We start from the raw sequence: 24522 nt of genomic DNA, 5'->3' as shown, positions 1-24522 counted from the left end.
ATTAGGCTGCACCGATTTTCTCCTCCCAGTAACGAAGCATCGAGGTAAACATCTTGCCTCCATCTTGACTCCCCATCCATTCAACAATTGCCCGTTCAGGATGGGGCATCAATCCGAGAACATTCCCTGCCTGATTGCACACACCGGCAATGTCATCCACTGAACCATTGGGATTATCCCCTTGATAACGGAATACAATCTGTCCTTTTTGCGTGAGCTCATAGTGGGTAGCTTCATCACAGTAAAAATTCCCCTGACCATGGGCAATGGGTAACCGGATCGTTTCATTCATCTGATAATCCTGGGTAAAGGGTAGGGAGTTATTTACCACGGTGAGAGGCTGAATGTCACAGCGGAACTTAAGATGATCATTCATCCGCATCGCACCGGGCAACAACCCCGCCTCCTGGAGGATTTGAAAGCCATTGCAGATCCCAAGCACCAATTTCCCTTCAGTTGCTGCCTTGACTACGCCCTCCATCACTGGAGAGAAGCGAGCCAATGCTCCCGCACGAAGATAATCGCCATACGAGAACCCACCAGGAACGATGATGGCATCATAATCATCCAAATTGCGCTGGGTATGCCATACAAAGTCAATCGGCTCACCTAGTACTTTCTGAATCGCCTTTTCACAGTCAATATCACAGTTGGACCCTGGAAAAACCAGCACCGCAAAACGCATGATTACGCCCCCTCTAACTCGTAATCATAGGTTTCGATGACAGGGTTGGCGAGCAGTTTCTGGCACATCTCGTCTACTTTTTGTTCTGCCTCGGCTGATTCCGTTGCACTGATCCAGACTTCCATGGTCTTCCCAATCCGGACATCGGTCACAGCAGCAAAGCCAAGGGAATGAAGGGACCCTTTTACAGCACTCCCTTGGGGGTCAAGCACACTCGGTTTCAGACGAACAGTGATCGTCGCTTTATACATGGGCTTCTCCTCCTAGACGGCTCCAAATTTCATGATAAGCTTCTTCTACATCTCCTAGATCGCGACGAAAACGATCTTTATCGAGTCGTTTCCCACTTTCTTTATCCCAAAAGCGACAAGTGTCCGGAGAGATTTCATCCGCCAACACGAGCTTTCCTTCCCCATCAAGTCCAAACTCTAATTTAAAATCCACCAGGGTAATCCCGCATTGACCCATCTTCTCACTGAGAAATCGATTCACCAACAGGGACACTTCCTTCATCTGAGCCAATTGAACATTGCTGGCTAATCCCAAGGTGGCAATATGATCGTCATTAATCAAGGGATCTCCCAGTTGATCGTTCTTATAACAAAACTCCAACACCGGCTTTGAAAAACGCACCCCTTCGTCCATTCCCAAACGTTTGGCCAAGGAACCCGCTGCAATATTTCGCACAATCACTTCCAGTGGAATGATTGAGACTCGCTTGACCAACTGCTCGGTGGCGGAGAGCTCTTTTATAAAATGATGAGAAATCCCTTTTTCCCCTAAATACTGAAAGAGACGGGCACTAATGCGATTGTTCCATTGCCCCTTATCTTGAATGCTCCCTCGCTTTTGAGCGTTATAAGCCGTGGCATCATCCTTGTAAGCCACCCACACCTGATCTGGATCATCTGTGAGATAAACCTTCTTTGCTTTCCCCTCGTAGAGGAGCTCCCCCCGCTTCATGCTGGTTTTCCCCTTCCCAGTAATTTCTTTTGGTTGAACCAACATCGTGCACTTGCCTGATTGTTAAGCCTCTGTCAACCCAAGTCGGTGAAACAGCTCATCCACTCGTTGTAAGTGATATTGGTAATCAAAGCAATCCGCAATTTCTTCCTCATTGAGAATCGTCGGGATCTGGTCATCTGACTCTACCAATTGGCGAAATTGAATCCCTTCCTCCCAAGCTTTCATCGCAAGCTTTTGTACACGGTCGTATGCTTCTTCGCGCTTTAACCCCTTATTAATTAGCGACAGTAGCACCCGTTGAGAATAGATTAAGCCAAAGGTACGTGTCATGTTTCGTTTCATATTCTCAGGAAAAACGGTGAGGTTCGCAACAATGGTCGAAAAGCGGTTTAACATGTAATCGAGAAGAATCGTGGCGTCAGGAAGTATGACACGCTCCGCAGAAGAATGGGAAATATCCCGTTCGTGCCACAGCGGAACATTTTCGTATGCTGTCACCATATGACCTCGAATCACACGAGCTAGCCCCGTAATGTTTTCTGAACCGATGGGATTTCGCTTATGAGGCATGGCAGAAGAACCTTTCTGCCCTTTGGCAAAGGCTTCTTCCACTTCCCTTGTTTCACTTTTTTGTAACCCACGAATTTCAACAGCAAACTTCTCTAATGATGTAGCAATCAGGGCTAATGTCGACAAATACTCCGCATGGCGATCCCGTTGTAAGGTTTGAGTAGAGATGGGAGCAGGCAAAAGCCCAAGGTTCCGACAAACATACTCCTCGACAAAGGGATCGATGTTGGCATAGGTACCCACTGCCCCCGATAATTTTCCGACTGCGACGGTTTCCATGGCTTGCACTAAGCGGTCGCGATTGCGTTTCATCTCTGTATACCATAGCCCCATTTTTAACCCAAAGGTGGTGGGTTCTGCATGAACACCGTGGGTACGTCCCATCATGACGGTATCTTTATGCTCCAAGGCCTTCGCCTTTAAGACATCGAGGAAGCGATCGACATCTTGTAATAAAATGTCGTTTGCCTGTTTGATTAGATAGGAAAGAGCGGTATCTACCACATCCGTAGAGGTTAACCCATAGTGAACCCATTTGGATTCAGGACCCAACGTTTCTGCCACGGCCCGGGTAAAAGCAACCACATCATGACGCGTCTCTGCTTCAATCTCCAGAATGCGATCAACATGAATTTGTGCATTCTTACGAATGGCCTGTACGTCTTCTCGAGGAATCACCTCGAGTTCTGCCCATGCTTCACATGCGAGGATCTCCACTTCTAACCAGGCACGATATCGATTTTCCTCTGTCCAAATCGCGCCCATTTCCGGTCGCGTGTACCGTTGAATCACGTTACATCCACCTCTCCTGATGACTTAAAACAGCAAGTTATCGTCCGTAAAGTATTGTTGTGCTTCCTCGATTGTGGCACCCAGTGCCGTAAGATGACCCATTTTACGATTGGTTCGGCTTTCTTTCTTACCGTACCAGTGCACTTTTACTTCGGGTGACAGCTTAGGCAATTGCTTCATCAGTTTTTCGGTATCTTGTCCCAGTACATTGATCATCACCGCCGGAGTTAATAGATGCGGTGTCATTAACGGCCAGCCACAAATCGCCCGAAGATGTTGTTCAAACTGAGAAACATTGCAGGCATCCAGTGTAAAGTGACCGGAATTATGTGGACGCGGAGCTAACTCATTAACGAGTAACGTACCATCCTCCTGCAAAAACATCTCCACTGCAAGAATCCCCACCACACCTAACTCTTCAGCGACTCTCCTTGCTAGATGCTCCGCAGCTTGGTTAATCTCCTCCGCTACCGGAGCTGGAGCTAACGTCATATGAAGAATGTGATTCTTGTGGATGTTTTCAACGGGAGGAAAACAGCATATTTCCCCATCCTGCCCTCGTGCAACCACCACGGATAACTCCTTGATGAAGGGGATGAACCCTTCAACGATACAGGTTTCCCCCACTCGGATGTTAGCGGCTGCCCGAGGGATATCCTCTTGATAGCGAATCAGTTGTTGCCCTTTCCCATCATAACCACCTGTCACGGTTTTCAAGACACAAGGCAGTCCGATTTCTTCGATGGCTATAGCCAACTCCCCTGCCTGAGTGACACCACGATACGGCGCTACAGGAATGCCTGCATTCACCAATGCCTGTTTCTCCCGCAACCGATGACGAGTGGTTTCCAATAGCGACGCTCCTTGAGGGAGCCACGCCTTCTCTTCCAGTAATCGAGCGATTGAACCGTCCACATTTTCAAACTCGTAGGTGATGACATCGCAGACGCTTGCCAAGTCTCTTGCCATTTGTTGATCACTAAAGGAGGCTACGCGATGTTCATCAGCGACTTGGGAGCCAGGGCAATCGGTTGCAGGATCGCAGGTGATAAAACGGAGTCCCATTTTTTTCCCCTCAAGAATCATCATGCGCCCCAATTGACCGCCACCTAAAATGCCTACGGTACTACCCGGTGCGATATAACGACGACTGCCTTTTTCTGTGCTACTTTTTAGCCCAAGACTCATCGTTCACTTAACTCCCCATTCTCTATGACACGTTGTCGAATCGATTCCCTACGTTGGTGGAGACGATCCCTCACTTCAGCATACTGAATCCCTAGCATTTCTGCTGCCAAGAGGCCTGCATTCACGGCCCCAGCTTTACCAATCGATACAGTAGCGACAGGCACCCCGCCCGGCATTTGAACGATTGATAACAGTGAATCCATACCATTCAAGGTCGCTGATTGAATGGGCACACCAATAACCGGCAAAACGGTTTTTGATGCAACCATTCCCGGTAAATGAGCAGCTCCACCAGCTCCCGCTATGACAACTTTTACTCCGCGTTCCTCCGCGGTCTCTGCAAAACGAAACATTTCATCGGGTGTGCGATGAGCGGATACTACTTTTTTTTCATATGGAATCGCTAGCTCCGATAAAACTTCACAAGTCCGTTGCATCGTGGGCCAATCTGACGTACTACCCATGATGACGCTCACCCACGGTTGTTCCATTCTCTCATCTCCCTCGACAAAAATAACCCAGGCAGCAGGATATGGGAAATCTGCCGCCCGGGCTGTTTCATTTCCCCGTGCTGATCGATTTTCCCATAGTCCGGAAATTTACGGTATCCGGGTAGAAACGCTCAGGCCATATTCCCGAGCATATATGAGAACTCATTTCTTATGATAGATGGTACTTTTGCCTTATGTACCCCCAGTTTAACAGCACCACCTCCACCCGTCAACGAAAAAACGAACGATGATTTTACCATTTGTAATTTCGTTCGTTTTTTGCCATCTGGTTATCATCATCGCCATCCAACTCCATATAGTCAAAAGTTCAGGCATGTTGATTAACCCGTTATTGAAACAAACAGGCATGTAAGGGGCAAAAAGAACTTTGCCATTGACCAAGCGGAGAATTAGATGTGGTAAGCGTTTAAGGGTAAGTAGAGTAGAGAACTGGGCCCCCAGCTCCCCCTCATCAAAACGTATGTGAGGTACTCCCTTATGGCTTTCCAAATTTCTTCTTTGGCATGGGATTAGCCCGCTAGTCAAATCAATTTGCCCTTTGCTAATTCATACATCCTACCCATATGGCATCGCCGATTCCGTTGTTTCCTTTAATTCCACACAAAGAAAAAGCAACATCAGGAACCCAATGAAGTTCAATACCCCAGGGGGACGAACGGAATAATAACTGTTTGATCCACCCAAGACGTTACAATCCTCTTACTGAGGTGCATTTGGTTGTTACATTCTTCGGCGGGTTTTCTACTTCTAATTGAAAGCATTTCAATCTTCTTACTGAGGTGCATTTGGTTGTTACTCGCCGATAGAATTATCGATCCGAAAGAAAGGACAATCCGTTTCAATCCTCTTACTGAGGTGCATTTGGTTGTTACAATTTGCAGACAGCGTAAGGACAAAATTGTCAAACGTTTCAATCCTCTTACTGAGGTGCATTTGGTTGTTACCAGAAAGGGATACCGCGCAAGCCTTTTTGTAGTTATTAGTTTCAATCCTCTTACTGAGGTGCATTTGGTTGTTACCGCGTTGCTTTTGTTCTTCCACCCAGTTCAACAACAAGTTTCAATCCTCTTACTGAGGTGCATTTGGTTGTTACACGCTGGGACACGATAGATACCCCGTCAACGTCCCCGTTTCAATCCTCTTACTGAGGTGCATTTGGTTGTTACCAAAAAAAGGGTGGCGCCTTCCTTTGAACCGTAAAGCAGTTTCAATCCTCTTACTGAGGTGCATTTGGTTGTTACGCCGCGGTCCCATCGGCATTCCTTGCTGTGCGATCGTTTCAATCCTCTTACTGAGGTGCATTTGGTTGTTACCCATTGCGTAGAAGAATCATCAAGAAACTTCACAATGGGTTTCAATCCTCTTACTGAGGTGCATTTGGTTGTTACACCATATCCCCTACTCGTAATTGCAAGATGTCAGAGAGTTTCAATCCTCTTACTGAGGTGCATTTGGTTGTTACTTTATCGTGGTTAGAGAAACAAGAGATGATCCAAGTAGGTTTCAATCCTCTTACTGAGGTGCATTTGGTTGTTACTAATTACCGTATCAAATACCAATTCGCCATATTCTGGTTTCAATCCTCTTACTGAGGTGCATTTGGTTGTTACCTGCTCTGCACTTCCTTGGTCGCAAAGACGACATAGTTTCAATCCTCTTACTGAGGTGCATTTGGTTGTTACTTACAAGAACTAGCGGCCAGGAAAAAGCGTGAGAAATCGTTTCAATCCTCTTACTGAGGTGCATTTGGTTGTTACAAAACGTATTGTATTGACAAGGCTAGTTGCCCTGGAGTTTCAATCCTCTTACTGAGGTGCATTTGGTTGTTACTCGTGGCACTTATGAAGGAAAACAACATCTTGAATACGAGTTTCAATCCTCTTACTGAGGTGCATTTGGTTGTTACCGCGGTGAGCTGAAACACCGCATTCTTCCGAAAGGTTTCAATCCTCTTACTGAGGTGCATTTGGTTGTTACTTTTTTGGTTAACTGTGTTTGACTGAAGCCTACCGAAGTTTCAATCCTCTTACTGAGGTGCATTTGGTTGTTACGGGCACAGGTTTTGTTTACATGGAGAACTTAAAATGTTGTTTCAATCCTCTTACTGAGGTGCATTTGGTTGTTACGGCGTGAGCTCCATCCCTCTATACACTTACTATTCTTCACCATTTTGCGAACACCTCTTCAAAAACTCCATTTTTCCATCCTCCTTTCTCTGTAAGGGAAGTCTGCTAATGGCGCCATCCCTTATCCCGTATGGCATACACCGATTGCGAACACCCCTTGGGTCTAATCCGACGCTGGGGGTCTTCGCAAACACAAGTCGTCCCAGCTTCTAATTCTTTACTGGCCACAACATACTACTTGTTCCATAGGATGTAACATGCACACAATCTCGAGCCCGGGTGGCAGCTACGTAGAGTAGTGAGCGTTCTAATCTATCGATCTCTTCCCTCGATTTTTCATCTGAAGCCATCCGTTGAACCGAGATAGGTGGGAGTATATTTTCATTAACGGCAATTAAAAAAACCACCCGAAACTCTAATCCCTTACTGCGGTGCATCGTTGTGCACATGATTCCTTTACCCTCGGTTACCTGATTTGTCATCATCCATGCGAAGATCCCAGCCTCAGTTAACTTATGACTAATCTGTTCAGCAAGCCCATTCGTTCGTGCCAAGATGGCTACTTCTTCTAAAGATACTCTTTGTTCGAGTAATTGGGAGATTTGCTCCACCACGTAACAAAATTCTCCCTCAGCACAGGAAAAATGAACACGATTGGGTGCTATGCCTCTGAGAATAGAACGTTCTTGCTTTCTTCCTTTATCCTCCCCTCCATCCAGATCATCGTAATGATGATCTCCAAGTATTTGCACTGCATGTGAACGAATCTCCTCAGTCGTTCGATAATTGAGACTTAGGCGCTTCGATCGTTGTCCCCGGATGTCGATTCCACATTCTCTAAAAGTCGTGTGGCGAGCATATATCCGTTGGTGTGAATCCCCTGCCAATAACATATCGTTATCCTGATTCGGTACTAATGCACGCAGTAATTTTAACGCTTCTGGATGAAAATCTTGTACCTCATCCACAATGACACTACGGTAAATTTCTACATTTGGATGCGCCTCTAACCACTTGCGCGCTAACCTTAATACATCAATATATTCCATCCACCCAATTTTCCTCATCTCTCTACGATAATTCTCTACAATCTGCCACACCTTCTTCCTATCGGACGAGGAAATCCGAGAACCTCGGCCCTTTCTAGCCTTATGCTGATACTCTTCCCATATTTCAATACCGTGGTATTGAATCATTTGATCATACTCATCCTGCACAAAAGAAAGGGATCTTCTATCCCAACCCACACTCGATAGAGCTTCCAACCAAATATACTCAAACTTCTTACGATCAATCGCGACATTTTTCACCACACCAGGCAGATGTTTATCTACTATTTGACGTGCTAGTCGGTCAATAGAGATGATATCCACTTGCTTCATCTCCTCAACCGTACACAAACCTTGCATCGTCTTACGAAGGGTATCCGTCAATGAAAGATTAAATGCAGTGATAAGAATCTTTTCATCTTGCATTAACAAGTTACGTACTAACTTACATGCTCGATGTAAAGCAACTACCGTCTTTCCTGTCCCAGCCCCTCCCAATACCCGAACGGGTCCAGCATAATGATTATCCACAATATCCTGCTGATCGGGATGTAGAAAAATCCGCCACTTTTCCAATGGTTGATCTAATATCGCTTGTAAATGCTCATCCGATGTCACGAGCACAATCTCTTTATCAGCTTTTCGGATTGATTGTTCGAAATTTTCTACTTGTTGCTCTTTTCGTTGAATGAATGCTAATTCATCGACTCTATATTCCTGTACAAACTGGTAGACATCATCATAAGAATCTCCTTCTGTAAGAAATTGCAGACCAGCAAAACTTGCTTCTGACAACAACTCCTTCGTTCTCAGTAAATCTTCAATGGACTGCAAACTTTTTACTTTATCCAAGAGATCATCGGAAACACCGATATCCAAAAGTTCTCGATCAGTATATCGCGAAAACAATGTGTATAGTTTTTCATCTTGGGATATATCAGGCTGACCAATCTGCTCTTCTGTAGTTGACCAGATACTAATTGCATCCGACTGAGGGTTCATCGAAAATCTTTTTTTGCGTGCCCAACGATATGCCTCATCATGATGATCCACCCATAGAAGGAGTAGAGTTTTCCCTTGATCCGGTAATAATCCAATCGCCCGATATGAATGGCTTGTGCGGATTGAGCATACGCGCGAATCCATTGCTTCCTTATATTTTTCAACATTTAATCCCGTATTCTGAGGGTTATTGCGTAGTTTTCGAATCATATCTTCCGTTCTCTTGCGCTCTGATGAAGGTAGCTTGTTAAATGATTTCAAAAATGATTCATGCATTGCTACTTTTAACACACAATCATCCTCCCTTTGTAAAAGCTTTTTTATTGGTATCCAATGTTTGGTCGTCTCTTATTGTGGAAAGTTCACGAAGCTTTGTCTGACCTAGTCCCCATGCGGTTTTATAACCAAAGCCAATCATTGAACCATATGAAGCAAGAAGCCAAAGTCGCCTCTGATCCTCCAGTGATAAAAATTTGGTGGTAAATGCAAGCGTCCCTCGAAATCCAATAACTTTGAAAGACCCAAAATCGACTCGCTCAGTCGATACAGAGAGATTCTCCACACGTAGTTCCTTGATTAAAGGCTCAATTTCTTGCCAGCCAATCCCTTGATTATCTGTTAGTTGAAAAGATTTTAACCCACTAGAAAACAAACGCTGAAGATCTGGCATGGGAAAATAATTACCCCATTGATAAAAAGTCGTTGGTGTCAAAAAATCAAAGGTGATTTTAGAAGAAACCTTCGACAACAACTCCTCCGATGTAATCCTCTCGCATGTCATCCTTTGAATCCGCGTACTCCAAGATTTTAAATCAATGGACATCTGGGAAAGTAAAGATTGTTGTAAACACTGTACAATCTCTTTTATTGGGGTACGAACAAAGAAGTCACCTGTTTTAAAAGAGAGATAGGTTCCAAAAAGTTGACGTTCCTTGCGGCTATGTAACCACTCCGATAGCTGTGGATCTTGCCTTTGAATGCTATGAAAGATAAAAGCATGAAATCTGCGAGAGAGCACCCACTGGTCCTTTGGAACATCAGTAGAAGAGATATTCAAACGGAGACTATACAATAAGATCAATCCTTTCAGTATACAAGTCATTATTTTTGTCTAGCTTACATCCTCCCAATGAGGTGCACGACACGGTTTCAACATTCAAAGAATATTGTTCTTATCTTCCTCTAGTCGATATCGTAACTCACCTGTATAAAAAGTTTTCTTATTACATGAACTACATATTACATAAATACATAGAGAATCCAATGAATCGATCAAATCACGCAATTGAAATTCCAATTGAATCCACTCAGTATCATCACAGTTGACTTCGAATAGAGAGTATTGGATCCACTGGCCGTGATCTTTTAGTAGTTTGAAGACCTTTGATCTACGGCGATCGTTTTCGATATCATAACTTACAATTCTCTTGATATGAAAGCACTCCCTTACCTCGCCAAGAAAGGATAATAATCATCGAGCTCCCCGATTATATATTTAGCTAGTAGAATTGCTTGCTGCTGAATCACTTCACGGTAGGACATCTTTTTCTTAAGTAGTTCATGAAAGATTTCATCTCGGCGGCGGGCGTCAAATGCTTGGAGAAACTCTCTACGTGCATGGTCCTTCAGCCGAGGTTCCCCCTGATCCTGGTGAAAATCCTTTAGTTGTAGGCTCCCTTGGTTCGCCATCTTAATTACGAGATTGTCTACTAGGATTGAGCGAAACTCCTCCATTAAATCGAGGGACAAGGATTCACGCCCATACCGTTCTCGATGTAGAAAGCCAATATAGGGGTCCAAACCTACCGCCTGCAAAGCTCCCGTTATCTCCGAGCGAAGTAAAGCGTATCCGTAATTTAGTAGAGAGTTAATCGGGTCAGTTGCCGGTCGGCGGCTACGTCCTGTAAAAACGAGGTCACTTTTATAAATCAGTGATGGGAAGACTTGAAAATAGCTTCGTGCTGCGTTTCCTTCAATGCCTCGCAATTGATTCAAGGTAGAAACACGTAAACACTGCTCCATACCCTGTTTTAAACTTAAAACTGCCTCATCCAAACTCACTTCACGCCTTCTGGAAAAACGGAGAAGGCTTGTTCTAGTATTTTTAATCTTCGCAAGCACCATGTTCCTTGCAATCTCAAAGCTTTTCTCCTCCGATAAATGAGTCTCTACCTGAGCAATGCGCAACCGCACATTCTTATTCTCCGTCCCAACAAAGCGACCCGTCACTTGGCTACCTGTAAAATAAACGACATCAATCCCTTTTTCCATTAAAAGATGCAAGGCATCTGTGGTTATCGTGGATCCATTGTGGATAAAAAAACGGGAAAAATCCTGTACCCGCACCTCTTTCACTAACTCCCGGTTCTTAAAAATCCGTAGCCTTTCTGATTTCTTACGCACAAAGCAATGAGGCTCAGTTAAATAAAACGTTCCCATGGAATTTTTCCTTTCAGTTTTTTTCGTTCTTGGGGAAGGCAATAATGTACTAGACTACAATTCTTACATCGTGACCAATCATCAATGCCCTCCGGTGGTGTCGATTGTTGGAAGAGATTACGAATTGTTCGGATAACCTCATTAGTTGATTCCCTCAATTTCTCATTGATATCCACTCGAATACGCCGCTGGGAAGCATAGAAAAAGATAAACCCATAGGAGATCGTTGTACCTAGTTTATCTTCCATAGCCATCGCTTGAGCACAGAGTTGTAAATAATTATTTTCCCAATCGGACATGCTACCGCGCTTATACTCTACAGGATAGATCTCTCCACCCGCTTCTTCTACGATGTCACACTTCACCACAAGTCCTAACCGACTCGACCTAAAAATAAGAGAGCGCGTAAGCTCGCGCTCCCCTCTTTGTTCATAGCCAGGCTGATCAACATGATCATGGAGGAGCTTACCATGTATGGTATACACATTATGATAGAACACCTTTTCCACATATTCGTAATAGCATCTCCGCGGGCAATAGGCATACGTATTGATCGCATGGGCCTCTACCATCACCTGAGTCGATTCCATGGTTAGTACACCACGCTTTCCTGACTCCACACACTCCAAAGTTTAAAAGCATCTACATTAAAAGCGATGCACCAATCCGCTTTTTGTACAGTCTGGGCAGTGTGAAGGCGGAACATCGGTGGTAGTTTCAGTCTATCGTTAGCCTCGCCAGTAGAGATTTTCAGAATGGTAACGATCCAAGAGGTACTAGCTGGATTTGAAAATAGATCACTCAGCTGTTCATTCAGTCCTGGATCATCGGATAGGAGCTGCAACCTCTTCATACGCACCACCTTCTCAGTATAAAGGTGGGCATTTGGGGGCAACTTCCAATAAAGTTTGGCTGGTTTATCTCGGATACCCATTACGGTGGCATATCCTAACACCCGGTCGTTTTCAAACTTTTTCTTCCAATCCGACCATTCCTCCGCTGAAATGAATCCTTTTGCTTTAGCTAAAAAAACTTCCTTCGGCTCAAATCGAACACGTTTTCGGCTTAACACATGGCGAAAATCGTATTTCTTTATAGGCATCTTGGGTTCCGTCTCATCCCAGAACCAGATATCTGGATAAAACGTATCCAATCTCTCTTCTTGGTCAGGATGAAGCACTTGGTTTTCTAAGGAATTCTGACCACGAAAGCTGAGAATCGGCTCGATCATTCGTAGTTTCTTCCATGTTTGATACTGACGATTCTGCTCTTCAAAACCGAGACCATACATCTTCTCCACAATCGTTTTCAGACTCTCTAAGATAGGGTTATTTGCTGTTTCTAGTTGATGACGCTTTGCAAGGTAGTAGCCATGAACCAGGTTCATTCCCCCTACCTTTTCTAAGAAAGGATAGAAGTCTTGGTAGCGCTGATAGGAGTCCATAACGACCCTCTTTAAATCCTGTCGTGTCATTTCACTCCATTCATCCATGTCGATACATTCCTTCACATGGGAAGGTACATGTGCCCATACCTTAATAGGGGGCTCTGGCAAACGGCGACTTCCACGCCCGACTCGTCCCAAACGTTGCATGAAACTCCCTGCATTTCGCGACTCGAAGATAAGGAAATCCTTATGGATATCCCCCTTGAAATCGACACCCACTTCGATTGTTGCTGTCGCTACAGTGATCGGCTTCGCCAGAGCTATACGACTATTTGTGCGATCGGATAAGCCATGAACTTCCCCTACGTCATACCCTTTTTGTCGTAGAGTATGAGCCAACATTTGTGCCTCATGAATCGAATCTAAGATAATGATCCCCTTCGCAGTTGGCCATTTTCGCAGGTACTCCACCTGCTCCTCCCACTGTTCCAAAATACGTTCACTTGTATTCCAGCGATGTAAATTAGTCGAACAAAGGTCGAGGGAAAGCGGTTCTAGATAAACCCGCTCCTCATAAACTCTTGGACGCTCTTCCTCTAACCACCGATCCACTTCCTCCTGTACATTTCGTATCTGGATGCCCATCCGCTTAGCCAATTGAAAAAATTCGACACGGGGAGTCGCTGAAGAGAGTACAAAGGCGTACCCGCGGCTAGGAAAAAGCGACGTAATCAATGCCATCCACTGAGCCAAAAAATTAACCTGGGCAATGTCGTAAAGATGAAACTCATCAAAGATTTGGAGGTGATAATCTGCTAGGCGGTAGAGTAGTTCAGGTACATCCCCCTTCTTATAAGAGAAGAAGCGCTCTTGCGAGATCAACATCAGATGATCAGGATTGGTAAAAATACTTCGATAAAAGCTAGATGTCATCCGTCTAATCTGATCGACCTTACTCTCTCCAGGCTTCCTCTCCCCTCTCATCTCCTCAGCCGTCCAAATCGCCACTTCATCCCATTTCCCTAGCTCCACACTATCCTTCACTGATTGATACTGATCCTTAATCAATTCATTGACAGGATACATCCCAAGAGCACGTATTTTTGGCATATGTGTCAGTAGACTATAGTTAGCCAAGGTCTTTCCTGCCCCCGTCATCGCTTGATTCCAGATAATCGTTGGCTTATTACTTGTGACTGCTTCCTTGATCATCTGAGATTGCACGACTTGATGGGCATAGGGCTGAATTTCTTTTAAAAACGGAACATCATAGGTATAGGCCGTAGCTTCTTTCAAATGAATTGTCATGCCCCACTTCTCCCAAATGATGCCTCCGGTAGAAATACTGCCTGATCGTTCTTTGTAAAGAACGCGGGTCTTACTTGATATCCAGGTACTGCTTCTCCCCACTCTGATTCACTTACTAAACGTGTTGGCATGATATTGTACATAGAGGAAAAAAACGAAGGAATCCGATCAATATCTTTTACATTAATGAGATGAGGAGATGAACTTGCTTCTCCTTTTTTTATTTCGCATGGGCTTACAACTAGCTTTGCTTGGCTCATCCATTTACCAAGACGAATCCGGCCAGGGAGTGAGAGTACATCACTCGATAGGACATAGGTTTCAAAAACAGAACCTGGGCGGATACATTTGATAAACCCCCAGTTAGGGAAACCCATGCTTTGTTCTCGAGTCATTTGAAAGGGTTCCGGTGTGGTGTTGTATTGCATTAAGCGGTGAGAATAATCCAGCGGAATAGCAGGATAAATATATTTTCCTGCTTCATTTAATGGTTGAAGGTGCTCTTGGTACCGAGGGGTTTGTTTCTCAAAATAATACGGGGACTCACACCAACCTAGCGCATATGCTAATGAATAGTTATGGATCAAGGGGGCAGTCTCAGCGACTTTCCCCTTTTCCATGCTAGCAAAGAACAGATAATCCTCCATTTCGATACGGAGGTGATAAGCCTGGGTCATTTCCGATTGCTGATATATTCCTGTTGATCGCTTTTTAGCTGTTCTTGCCATAGTTGATTCCCCTCCTCACTCTTCCATAGATCCCGTACATTTCCCAAGAACTTATTGAGATCCTCACCCACTAGTCGATCGAAGGGTAAATACGATTCTTCTAACGCATCATTCATCGCTGAATGGGTCGCCTCTGTTACTTCAGAAAGACTGAGTGGGAACTCATGGATCTTATCCCCTGTCTTTGCATACAGCCGATCGTAAACTTTTTGGGTCAAGGATAGATTGGACAGAAGTTCACCACTTCCGAAAAGAACCGCAACCAGATGGTTTTTCACATACCCCTGTCGGTTGCTCTCAGCTCCATATCGTGTCGTGGTCAGAATGTTGCGCAGGATATACATAAACTCAGCTGAAGTCACATCCACCGTCGATTCCACAGTTGGAAAGAAAACCTGGGGACGAATATGTTCTCGCTCCGCAAAGGCACTACCTGCGACACCCCCTGCGGAGGTATCTTTTATTGCATTCAGCGTAATAGAACGCTGCATCCCATCATAAGAGCGGATGGCAAAGCCCGAGTCAGTCATAACACGGGCCCGTTGTGCCCCTTCCCCTTTACTTGCCGCAAAACCATAAATCAAGCAATCTGGACATTTTCCACACATTTCATTCATGTAGTCGCATTTTTCACCCACCTCCAATTGTCGATTAAATGCGCGCCCTGTACGCCGTTCAGGTGCTACTTGCTTTCTTTTTTGTAGGACGACACGAGAGATCAGATCCTCCTGCTCTTCGCCACTACGGACAAGCTCTACATCAAGTACAGTCCCCTCTGTCGTAAGCACCGCTGTCGAATGGCACTCGCGCAAAACGATCATACTCGCGTAATTTCGTTGTGGTGAAAGCGGTATCTCTTTTACTAAATGCTGGTCCAACATTTCTTTTGCCACGGAATCCTGCCAAGTCATCGTAAGCGTTTTCATACGAATCATCTCCCTTATTTTTGTTGAAGTTATAATCAAACCTCTTGTAGTTGTTCTTTTTCGGTTGGAGGCTCTTCATCAGTCTGATTTTTCCTTACTAGAAGGTGCGTTTCAAAGAATATACCATCTGCCAATCGATTCTGTTTCTGATTAAGCTTGGCCAAGTTCCCACCACAACGATCTTGGTAAAACCCTTCATAGACTAGCTCGACAAAATGCTTTACATCCTCTGGATCTACAGGTAATTTGACTCTCCCAGCATTTTGTCCCACCAATCGTTCTAACCGCTTCATCACCATCCCTTTTAATTCACTGAGCGTACTGGCCTCTTTTATTCCTTTTACGACCAAACGAAACAGATTTTCGTATCGATGAGCACGACCACTTATCCTAGAAGAGGGCTCAAACAACGTAACCGATGCCATCGCAATTTTCTTGGCTAGTTCCATTTCTACACCTCCATAAATCTTATCTAACGCTTTGCATGACCGAAGGACACTTTCCGAAACAGATGCTCCGTCACTCATCAGTCTTTTAAAGTAATAGGAGCCTGCTATCGGATGGACCTCTAACTGCTGTAATATCGAAGAAACATGTTTATCCGTTGGTTTTAAGTAATCATAGGGGTGCACCGCTTGGTTCACTTCCCATACATAAGCAAGTTTGTGCAACATATCATCCACGTAATCGATGGGAATGACAAAATCCGTTGTCATACGGTCCACCATGGCGGGGAGTAATTGCCCGACTTTGAAGGGAGGAGAGTCCAATTGAATAGCATAGCGAAGTTCTCTTATATCGGATAGGGTGAGAAAGGGCTTTTCAGTAACTAACATCCGGAATCCATACAGTTTGTGCAACGATAGCGCTACGGTCATCCCCTTCATCCACGCTTCATCCCGTGTTCGTTCGATGGAATGACTGTAACAATCAAAGAAAAACGTGATCACATTTCCTAGTGGACTTGTTCGAAGAAGTTCCCCTGTACTAGGGAGACGTTCCCGTTCCGCTAACTCGGTTTGAAAATATTCACTATGAAGCTCAAAGTGTTCTCGGATATGAGCACGCATCTTACTTTCTTCAGCAGAGACATACGGCTCCTGCCAAGCATGTTTCAATCGTCCACGGTGATGCACATGGATGGAACCGAACATGTGCCCAAGATCATGCTTCATCTCCGCCATGACCTCATCAGAAAATTGATGGGCTGGGACTGCAAAAAGGTAAAGACGACGGGAGTTTTTCTTATCCCCTGGAGCTACTAAACCATATACCTGCCGCAATATATACTCAAAAGAACAGATCCCGCACCAGTGTAAAGCTGAAACATTATTTTTCTTAGGTAATAATCGATTACTAAATACATTCACCTCGTCTTGAATAATCGAGCCCTTGACCTTCTTTTCAACACCAGGAGAGATCGCTCGATTGCAAATGTTGCAAATACTTTTTTGGCTACGTGTCTTCGCCTTCTGCCACTCTTTTTCGCTCAATTCGTTCAGGATTCTTTGTCTCTCCCAAGAAAGAGTCAGTTGTTCTTGAAAGTAGAGGGATAGATCTTGAGCGATCTTGAGCTCCTGATCAACAATGGATAGCGCAATCTCAGGTGTTACTTTCCCCTCGAGGAATCTTGCGGCCATATTTCTTACCTCTTCACGCCAATCCTCTGCCGGTACCTGGGCCACAGATTTCCCATTCACACGGGCGATCATCAAGTAACGGTAGGATAACCAAATGGCTTCATCGTATCGCCTTGAGTTTGTTTGAAGAGTTTCTGGCACTCGCTCTAAGATATCTTCCGCTTCCACCCCTACATAGTCCGCAATCGATAGTAAAGCATCACTCGACTTTTGACCAAGAGTACGCTGAACTAACCGCTGCAAAGCTGCCAAGTAACGGGCTGTATATGACCATTTCTCCCTGATATCTTCTTCTAGCAAAGCATCTACACCCAATCTGGTGTATAGCCCATCTAAATCTTCACATCCATACAATGCAAGTCCCTTTTCGTTAAACTTATCCGCTGGGAACACTTTGCTTTTCGCAGAGGGTTTTAAAAAAATTGCATGAAACAGCCTCGCAAAATCCTCTGCTTTTTGATACAACATAAATGCAAGCGTTTGGGAACGAAACGTAGAGCGATCCAAGAGCCTCTCCATATCCACATTATCCGCACTATCACCCACGGACTGAAAAAACACCTTCACTAGATCTTCGATAAGAACTTCCTTCTGAGGAAGCTCATGCGGTCTTAAGGAGAAATAGAGTGTTCCATCACCGAAACGTAACCAAGGAAAAAAACCATGCTGTTTCATAAATAGGGCTAGTCCATTATGAAGCTGGGATGTAATCACTCCTCGGACTTCTTGTAGTGCGTGATACTCTAGCCTCATGGATTCAGCCAGTCGAGGTGGCAGAACCAGCTGCAATTTTTTCTTCAATCCATTTAACGTGGTGGAGTTTTGAAACTCAGCAACCCCTGTAATCGAGGCGATCTGATCCATCAGATGTACCCAATCAGCGAGATATGACCAGCGATACTCCCCAGATAATGCACTATAATCCCCACGTTTGTTAGAGTAACTCGATACAGCTGCTACCCGTATAAACTCTGCTGGAGGCGGCTCTACTCCCAATCGCTCGCAAAGCCGCGTGCTCAACAAAGTGATCTCCTCTAACTTGATGTGATACTCGCTCGAATTCATCGCCTTAGTTGCGGTTAATTTGTGCATATCATGAAGAACATACGCGATCATACAAAGTTTTTGTTCCTCTTCTGTAAAACCGATCTCATACTCTTCGAGGTAGTGAATCATCGCCAAGCATGCATGAATCCCTGAACGGATATGCTCCCTCATCGATTGATCCAGTAGATTTCGCGTGAGCTTCTTCTTCTGTTCGATTGAGAGAAACTCCACTTTAAGCCCGTTCGATTCTTTTTTTCGTCCCAAGTGGAAGTTATATGCCTTTGCTTCCATATCCGCTAAGCGCTGTCCATTGTGGGTAAGCTCTTCGAAGTTAATCAGTAAGTCATCTACAAATGTAATGATGGACAATATTTCCTCACCTCCCTATTGATAGGCTATCTCATATTTTAAAATAGATCAATCGTTATAAAATTCAATTTGGAACTCCTAACAATTCCGATATTCCGATTAACAAAAAAACCAACTGTATTTTATTTTTTTACAGTTGGTTTTTTTGTTTTATTTTTGATAACGACGGCTCATTTCTTTAATTTTCTCCCGTATTTCTAACCGCTTATCCTTGGGTGATATCAGTTCAACGGCACTTCCCCATCCTAGTATCCATTTTCTAAGTTCCTGCCAACTGGCAACGTTACGGATAATGATTCGACCAATCGCTTTGGAACTCCCATCTTCAATGGGGTAAACAACCTGATCTGGATGCCACCGTTTTTCATCAATCCGCTGGTATACCTTTTCATCCCATATATCGATAGTATAGGTTTCTTTCTCTCCGTAAGATTCTGCCTCAAGCATGCATTTAAAGTAGGTTTTTGATTGATTCAATTTAAAATCCGAAATTTCACGATGACTACGATCCAACTTTGAAAAAATGTTTTGGTATCTTTGTAAATCTCGAATTCGATCGAGGCGGATATGTTGTGGATTTATTTCCTCCACCTTCACCTTCTCCCTTGGGTATGATAGAAACTGACCCAATAAATAAAACCCACCCTTTGCCTGTAAGACACTAAAGGGGTCCATGTATCGCTTATCACTCCCTTTATAAAAAAATAGAATTTGCCTGTATCGAATTGCATCAAATATCTCTGACAGCGTCCGATACATATGGGCGCTTTTCTTTGGTAATCCAAACTGATTAATATAATAGTAGTTCTCCCAATCTTTCAATCGCTTTGCATCCTCTTCAGACAAGACAGAGTATGTAAATTTCAATAAATCTTGATAGGCGCGCTCTCCGTCCTCTCCTCCGACTAGCATCGGTTGCATTTGTTTTAACGCCATAAACAAATAAAGTCGAACTTCCGGATTCAAATCAGCAACCGCCCGTGAAAAGTTCCCCTCAAAGGAACCGTGATGTTTAATAATATACTCTTTACCGTTAACATCATTTAACTTTTCAATTAAGTAATCAATATCTGAGCGAATTTTTCGGGTACTCACTTTAAACTGGCTTGCTGTTTCATGGATTGAATAAGGGCCCGAATCATTTAACAATTGGGCAATGATTTTCAATAGACGCTCGCGATACTTCGTTTGTGTTATTTGAGGATTCGGCATAGAGAACACACCCTTCTGTCATGGATGAATCCATTGGATCCCACCTACGCTAACGCTAAAAAGGTGGTGGATTCTAGGCAACTTCCGTCTACCAACAGGATCAATCCCAAACTCTTGTTATTATCCAGTTCCTTTCCACCAATCCGCTTCCTCTTTTCGGATCAGTCTGTCTTCTTTCCAAAACAATCGGTTCTGTTCTTAATCGAGGGATCCTTTCCTCGCCTAATTACATCGAAAAAATTCTGACGTGAACACCCCAAAATCCCAATAGCTGCAGATGAGTTGATGACTTCCTTAGCAATGAATCGAGTTAATTCCTCCTTAGAATTAAATTCAAGCTTCATCACAACCCCTCCTCCATATGGGGAATACCCAATACCTCGACCTCAGTCACATTTCTCCCCCCTTCCATACGCTATAGTTGCTGACAGATGTACAGGGGTGCCTATCCTATTAAACTTGTGCCATCCATACACAAATATCCCCAGGGTTAAGGAGAACCCTGGGGATATTTATAGACTGTCTAATCGTTACTGAAGCGTTCCTTCTACGACCTTTGCAATTTTCACAAGATCACTCTTGTCCCCATCACTGATGAGAAAGGAGGGGAGCCCCTTTACGGTCAATTGAAAGATGCCTAGTTGCGTTTTACCCGTAAAACGATACACATCCGCGAGTATTTCATGACCACGGTCCTCTGCCTTTTCTGCTTTCTTTAACGAACCATTAACAATGTTCATTTGTTGCAGCAATAGCTTCTTGGTAGAGGAGAACCTAATGTCACTTGCCTGAATGGATTGTTTCAATTGAGTCAACGTACCTGCAATGACCTTGATGGTTGTTTGCTTACTTTCTTCGGTATTCCCTGCCTGATCAATCGCCCGATATTCTACGGTGTAGGTTTTTGCTTGATCGAGAGTCAAAGGCTTTTCATAGGTTGTCCATGAACCTTCACTACCCAGGCGATATTCAATCTTTTCGACACCACTTTGATCATCGGAAGCTTCTAAAGCGAATGTGGCTTGTTCGAGGAACTCGCCACGAGATAACTTCGTCCCTTCCAACTTACTTTCCGTTACCGGTGCTACTTTATCTACATTGGCTTTTGCAAAGTCCATTGAGGAACGAGGTTTTAATTGAAATTGATCCTTAAAGATGGATGCAACCCCAACTAATTGAATTTTGCTTCCTTCTGGGTAATCCTTTGAAAAATCATCCACGGTGTAACCCGTACGACCATCTACACGCACCCGTGTTGTATTCTCTCCAGCTACCGCATTAAATTCAAAGGAGCTGCCTTTCTTTTCAATCCCTTGAACCGTTACCCCCTCAAGGCGAACCAACTGACCTTGATTTCCTTCGGTAATCGCTTGTACTACTTTGGGTTCTGGCAGATCTTTTGTGCCTGTTTTTTTAATCTGCACAATATCCGTCAGTTCTTTTTCGTTGTTATAGGTGGTGAGCTTACCACTAACCTTTACTTGATCACCAAGGTCAAATCCAGCTTCGGATTGGTAGATATAGATACCCGCGGTATCATCCTGTAAGTAAAAGGCTTGTCCACCAAATATTCCAGGCTTGGAAGTGACGGTTCCTTCAACCGTTACGATATCGTCTGCTTTTTTCTCCCGAGCATCTGCAATGGAGATTTTATCAGGAACACTGGGTCCATCTTCAGGAAGCGGTTTTACTTCAACATCGTCGATGGAGACGGTTTCGGTTTTCAGGTTGCTTCCATTGAGGCGAAGACGCAAGCTCGCATCGCCTTTAACATCAGGATTGATGGAGATGGACAATTCTTTTGCAGCATGCCCTTTATCATTGGCTGTGAGTGAGAACTTCTCACTATAACCATAGCTGGAAGGCCATGTACCATCTTCGTTTTGCACTTTAGCAACTTGTTGACCACCAGATTGGTAAATCCCCAATTGGAATCCGGTTACCGTGGAGTTGGCTGCCATCTTATCGCCAACCACTCGGATTTTAAATTCTTTCTTATTTGGTAGGACATCCTGACGGACCATATCATACGTCGCAGTCACAGGCGCTTCTTTGCTAGAACCATATGAACCTGGTTTAAAGGTGCTCGCATTCCACCACTGGTAACCCTCACTTGGCGGAGCCCATGGCTCTGCTTGTGGTTCAGTCGATGTGGCTGGATTTTCAATATCCAACAGTGGTGTTGGTTTATCCAATTCTAATTGATCAACATCACTCAACCGTGTATAGTCTTCTTGCTTTGCAAGCCAATTGACCAGATTAACAAGAAATTTTCCATCGCTCACTTCTTTAAAACCATCATAAGTGGTTTTCTTAGCACCGGTCTCTTCTCGTAGATATTTTGGAGTTGCATCCTCTACTGGAGAGGAGTCACCGATGAAAGCCGCTTTTCCTTTTCCAACTTTTGCAATGGCTGCGAAAGGACCTTCATCTACGCCTCCACCTGCATATACACCCTGATCAACTGCATAAGGCCATGCAGCATCCGTCTCTGGTAAGTAGACAAGCCCCTTTGCCTTTTCCGGATCCGTAATGGCTAAGGTAGAACCTGCATGCATGGCAACACTCTTAACACCTTCCGTAATACCAAATGTTTGGTCGGAAGAAACAACCTGATCCGCATTGATATCCCCGAGCGCATTGTAACGGAAGCGTACGCCAAAGTTATCTTTTAACCAATCAGATCCTGAAACCCCTTTCATCGCAGCGGAGCTTTTTTCTTCTTCACTCATTCCCTTAGTAGGGTCGGTGAAGGCGCCTCTACGATAACCGTTAAATACTTCACTTGCATCCCAACGGTTTTTGTTACGATCTGCATTATAATGATCACCAATGAAGAAAATACTTCCGCCATTCTTCACATACTGAAGCATCGCGTCTTGTTCTGATACTTTATAAGGGACATTAGCTTCCCCAATAACAAAAGCATCATAGGATTTTAGATCGTCGTAAGTTAGTTCGGAATTCTTGCGCAATTCCTTGACATAAAACCCGTCATCCGCCAATCCATTGGCAAAGTCCGAAAACCCTCCGTCGATCACCCAGTCTGCAGCACCCGATGTTTGACCATGGGTGTTGTCAAACAGGATCTTTTTACCCGCATTCCCATTGACAACTTTCGCTTTAATTTCTGGTGCTGGGTCATTCGGTCCTTCTGCAAAAACATGGTTTGCAATCGGTACAAAAGTAAATAATAAGGCAACAATCATGAACCATGTAACTACACGTCGCATGTACTTAGCCCCCTGAGAGATGTGTTGGACATCAAAATTAAATATACCATGTTTGGAAGGGGGCAAGTCCATTTCTTAATATAATTTTTACATTTAATAATTGATAATTCATCCAGATGAAATCGTATAAATTGAATAAACCGTTGATTCTGTCGCATTTAACTGGCCATTGCATCCACCGCGTTAATTCCATCCTCTGATTCCATTATCTAATAAAATTAGTAATTAATTTCTTATTTCTTTGGTTGTACCCGATGCTAGTAAAACCCCATCTTCATTCTCTTAGAAAAGTTTCATCTTACTTGACGCCGGGAAGAGCACCCTACAAGGAGGGTTTATGTATCGTGTTATCGAACATCTCGACAGTGGCACTTCTTTTAGGCGGGCTATCTGCTGTAATTATTGGGGTGGATATTTATCGCTTACGATCAACTCATGGCATCATGAATATTGTATGGCCCATTACTGGATTATATCTAGGGCCGATTGGGCTCTGGGCCTATTGGAAAATGGGACGAAGCGAACAGCATGTACATAATCACTCCCCTAGCCATTCACATTCGCATGATCATCATGAGCACAATAAAAAGCCGTTCTGGCAGTCCGTATTCACTTCAACGACTCATTGTGCAGCAGGGTGTGCTGTAGGTGATTTGATCGGAGTCCCTATTGTTGTAGGCTTCGGATTGACGATCATAGGATCCCGACTATTCGCTGACTATGCTGTCGAATTCACCTTAGCTTATCTATTTGGACTTTCTTTTCAACTCCCCATGGTCACTGGAACGACTTTGAAAGAGCGACTCTATCATGCGATCAAAGCGGATACATTTTCTCTTGTCGCCTATGAAGTCGGCATGTTTACATGGATGGCGTTGGTCCATTTTGTCTTCTTCACACATCCGCCTGAGCCAACCACCCCTACGTTTTGGTTTATGATGCAAATTGCTTTGATAGTTGGTTTTATAACCAGTTATCCAGCCAATTGGTGGGTTGTACAAAAGGGAATCAAGCATCAAATGTAACCAATCAAATCATACCGCATTTCATGTAATACCCCCACGATAATCGAGGGGCAATCTCTTTTTGGAGGAAACCATGACGACTAAAACCATAATGGAATGGATGTTACTCGGTTATTTGCCGATCATGGCGATCATGAAGACCTTACTGTATTATGTTCAACAACCAAGGGGCAACCCCGAGATAGCTGACGATATTGATTAACAAATCCAGATATACAATCAAACGAAAGAAGCACTCACGCAATGTGAGTGCTTCGTGTGTTGCCCGGCAACGCCCTACTCTCCCAGGGGCTCGCGCCCCAAGTACCATCGGCGCAG

Annotated in this window: 18 protein-coding genes, 1 CRISPR repeat array and 1 riboswitch; of the genes, 1 reads left to right on the top strand and 17 read right to left on the bottom strand. The window is 44.2% G+C overall.

The genetic code is table 11. From position 1 onward, the window contains the following. Position 1 precedes the first annotated feature (1 nt). The 17 genes from purQ to CHX35_RS17875 all read right to left on the bottom strand — a co-directional run bounded on the left by purQ (position 2) and on the right by CHX35_RS17875 (position 23155). Positions 2-685 (bottom strand): phosphoribosylformylglycinamidine synthase subunit PurQ, encoded by a 684-nt coding sequence (purQ, locus tag CHX35_RS10060; protein WP_091837130.1) that lies wholly within the window; start codon positions 683-685, stop codon positions 2-4. A 2-nt stretch (positions 686-687) separates the two neighbouring features. Then, a complete protein-coding gene (gene purS / locus CHX35_RS10055) occupies positions 688-936 on the bottom strand; it encodes a phosphoribosylformylglycinamidine synthase subunit PurS (RefSeq protein WP_091837128.1) in 249 nt (82 codons plus the stop codon). After that, positions 929-1648: a phosphoribosylaminoimidazolesuccinocarboxamide synthase gene (purC, locus tag CHX35_RS10050; RefSeq protein ID WP_091837126.1), complete on the bottom strand. Its 720-nt coding sequence runs from the start codon at positions 1646-1648 to the stop codon at positions 929-931. The genes purS and purC overlap by 8 nt, the downstream gene beginning before the upstream one ends. A gap of 63 nt (positions 1649-1711) precedes the next feature. Further along, positions 1712-3013 (bottom strand): adenylosuccinate lyase, encoded by a 1302-nt coding sequence (gene purB / locus CHX35_RS10045; protein WP_091837123.1) that lies wholly within the window; start codon positions 3011-3013, stop codon positions 1712-1714. Positions 3014-3037: 24 nt separating this feature from the next. Further along, positions 3038-4201: a 5-(carboxyamino)imidazole ribonucleotide synthase gene (gene purK, locus CHX35_RS10040; RefSeq protein WP_091837121.1), complete on the bottom strand. Its 1164-nt coding sequence runs from the start codon at positions 4199-4201 to the stop codon at positions 3038-3040. Then, on the bottom strand, positions 4198-4692 hold the full coding sequence (purE, locus tag CHX35_RS10035; RefSeq protein ID WP_091837120.1) for a 5-(carboxyamino)imidazole ribonucleotide mutase: 495 nt from the start codon (positions 4690-4692) through the stop codon (positions 4198-4200). The genes purK and purE overlap by 4 nt, the downstream gene beginning before the upstream one ends. A 76-nt stretch (positions 4693-4768) precedes the next feature. Then, positions 4769-4870, bottom strand: a riboswitch (purine riboswitch). Between the two features lie 530 nt (positions 4871-5400). Then, positions 5401-6839: direct repeats of the CRISPR family, unit length 37 nt; unit sequence GTTTCAATCCTCTTACTGAGGTGCATTTGGTTGTTAC. A 209-nt stretch (positions 6840-7048) separates the two neighbouring features. Further along, positions 7049-9181, bottom strand: coding sequence for a UvrD-helicase domain-containing protein (locus tag CHX35_RS10025; RefSeq protein WP_091837116.1), 2133 nt, complete (start codon positions 9179-9181; stop codon positions 7049-7051). A gap of 4 nt (positions 9182-9185) precedes the next feature. Next, positions 9186-9962: a CRISPR system precrRNA processing endoribonuclease RAMP protein Cas6 gene (gene cas6 / locus CHX35_RS10020; RefSeq protein ID WP_176392015.1), complete on the bottom strand. Its 777-nt coding sequence runs from the start codon at positions 9960-9962 to the stop codon at positions 9186-9188. An 84-nt stretch (positions 9963-10046) separates the two neighbouring features. Next, positions 10047-10313, bottom strand: a complete 267-nt coding sequence (cas2, locus tag CHX35_RS18160) for a CRISPR-associated endonuclease Cas2 (protein ID WP_425435346.1) — start codon at positions 10311-10313, stop codon at positions 10047-10049. A gap of 23 nt (positions 10314-10336) precedes the next feature. Further along, positions 10337-11329 carry a CRISPR-associated endonuclease Cas1 gene (cas1, locus tag CHX35_RS10010; protein WP_091837111.1) on the bottom strand — a complete coding sequence of 331 codons (993 nt, stop codon included), beginning with the start codon at positions 11327-11329 and terminating at the stop codon, positions 10337-10339. Then, positions 11311-11919, bottom strand: a complete 609-nt coding sequence (cas4, locus tag CHX35_RS10005; protein WP_091837109.1) for a CRISPR-associated protein Cas4 — start codon at positions 11917-11919, stop codon at positions 11311-11313. The genes cas1 and cas4 overlap by 19 nt, the downstream gene beginning before the upstream one ends. Positions 11920-11921: 2 nt before the next feature. Then, complete coding sequence (gene cas3, locus CHX35_RS10000) at positions 11922-14024, bottom strand: type I-D CRISPR-associated helicase Cas3' (RefSeq protein WP_091837108.1); 2103 nt, start codon at positions 14022-14024, stop codon at positions 11922-11924. Next, on the bottom strand, positions 14021-14752 hold the full coding sequence (gene cas5d, locus CHX35_RS09995; RefSeq protein ID WP_091837420.1) for a type I-D CRISPR-associated protein Cas5/Csc1: 732 nt from the start codon (positions 14750-14752) through the stop codon (positions 14021-14023). The genes cas3 and cas5d overlap by 4 nt, the downstream gene beginning before the upstream one ends. After that, the gene (gene cas7d, locus CHX35_RS09990) at positions 14698-15678 is read right to left on the bottom strand and encodes a type I-D CRISPR-associated protein Cas7/Csc2 (RefSeq protein WP_176392014.1); all 981 of its coding nucleotides are present in this window, start codon (positions 15676-15678) and stop codon (positions 14698-14700) included. The genes cas5d and cas7d overlap by 55 nt, the downstream gene beginning before the upstream one ends. Before the next feature lie 35 nt (positions 15679-15713). Further along, a complete protein-coding gene (gene cas10d, locus CHX35_RS09985) occupies positions 15714-18734 on the bottom strand; it encodes a type I-D CRISPR-associated protein Cas10d/Csc3 (RefSeq protein WP_091837104.1) in 3021 nt (1006 codons plus the stop codon). 150 nt (positions 18735-18884) lie between these two features. After that, positions 18885-19946 carry a helix-turn-helix transcriptional regulator gene (locus tag CHX35_RS09980; RefSeq protein WP_091837103.1) on the bottom strand — a complete coding sequence of 354 codons (1062 nt, stop codon included), beginning with the start codon at positions 19944-19946 and terminating at the stop codon, positions 18885-18887. A 530-nt stretch (positions 19947-20476) separates the two neighbouring features. Next, on the bottom strand, positions 20477-23155 hold the full coding sequence (locus tag CHX35_RS17875) for an OmpL47-type beta-barrel domain-containing protein (RefSeq protein WP_245838762.1): 2679 nt from the start codon (positions 23153-23155) through the stop codon (positions 20477-20479). A 368-nt stretch (positions 23156-23523) separates the two neighbouring features. Here CHX35_RS17875 and CHX35_RS09965 point away from each other — a divergent pair, with 368 nt between their 5' ends. After that, the gene (locus tag CHX35_RS09965) at positions 23524-24204 is read left to right on the top strand and encodes a DUF4396 domain-containing protein (protein WP_091837100.1); all 681 of its coding nucleotides are present in this window, start codon (positions 23524-23526) and stop codon (positions 24202-24204) included. Positions 24205-24522 lie beyond the last annotated feature (318 nt).

Origin of the sequence: Marininema halotolerans, assembly GCF_900116235.1 — a bacterium.
In the GTDB taxonomy this organism is placed as follows: Bacteria; Bacillota; Bacilli; order Thermoactinomycetales; family DSM-45169; genus Marininema; species Marininema halotolerans.
The sequence above is the reverse complement of the archived record's forward strand: the minus strand, read 5'-3'. Positions and strand labels throughout refer to the sequence as shown.

What these genes read in the sequence shown, in the direction of transcription:
- cas7d (WP_176392014.1), bottom strand. Translation starts at nt 15,678, where the DNA reads ATGAAAACGCTTACGATGACTTGGCAGGATTCCGTGGCAAAAGAAATG.
- purC (WP_091837126.1), bottom strand. Translation starts at nt 1,648, where the DNA reads ATGAAGCGGGGGGAGCTCCTCTACGAGGGGAAAGCAAAGAAGGTTTAT.
- purE (WP_091837120.1), bottom strand. Translation starts at nt 4,692, where the DNA reads ATGGAACAACCGTGGGTGAGCGTCATCATGGGTAGTACGTCAGATTGG.
- cas5d (WP_091837420.1), bottom strand. Translation starts at nt 14,752, where the DNA reads ATGGCAAGAACAGCTAAAAAGCGATCAACAGGAATATATCAGCAATCG.
- purS (WP_091837128.1), bottom strand. Translation starts at nt 936, where the DNA reads ATGTATAAAGCGACGATCACTGTTCGTCTGAAACCGAGTGTGCTTGAC.
- CHX35_RS17875 (WP_245838762.1), bottom strand. Translation starts at nt 23,155, where the DNA reads ATGATTGTTGCCTTATTATTTACTTTTGTACCGATTGCAAACCATGTT.
- cas1 (WP_091837111.1), bottom strand. Translation starts at nt 11,329, where the DNA reads ATGGGAACGTTTTATTTAACTGAGCCTCATTGCTTTGTGCGTAAGAAA.
- purK (WP_091837121.1), bottom strand. Translation starts at nt 4,201, where the DNA reads ATGAGTCTTGGGCTAAAAAGTAGCACAGAAAAAGGCAGTCGTCGTTAT.
- purQ (WP_091837130.1), bottom strand. Translation starts at nt 685, where the DNA reads ATGCGTTTTGCGGTGCTGGTTTTTCCAGGGTCCAACTGTGATATTGAC.
- cas3 (WP_091837108.1), bottom strand. Translation starts at nt 14,024, where the DNA reads ATGACAATTCATTTGAAAGAAGCTACGGCCTATACCTATGATGTTCCG.
- CHX35_RS09980 (WP_091837103.1), bottom strand. Translation starts at nt 19,946, where the DNA reads ATGCCGAATCCTCAAATAACACAAACGAAGTATCGCGAGCGTCTATTG.
- cas4 (WP_091837109.1), bottom strand. Translation starts at nt 11,919, where the DNA reads ATGGAATCGACTCAGGTGATGGTAGAGGCCCATGCGATCAATACGTAT.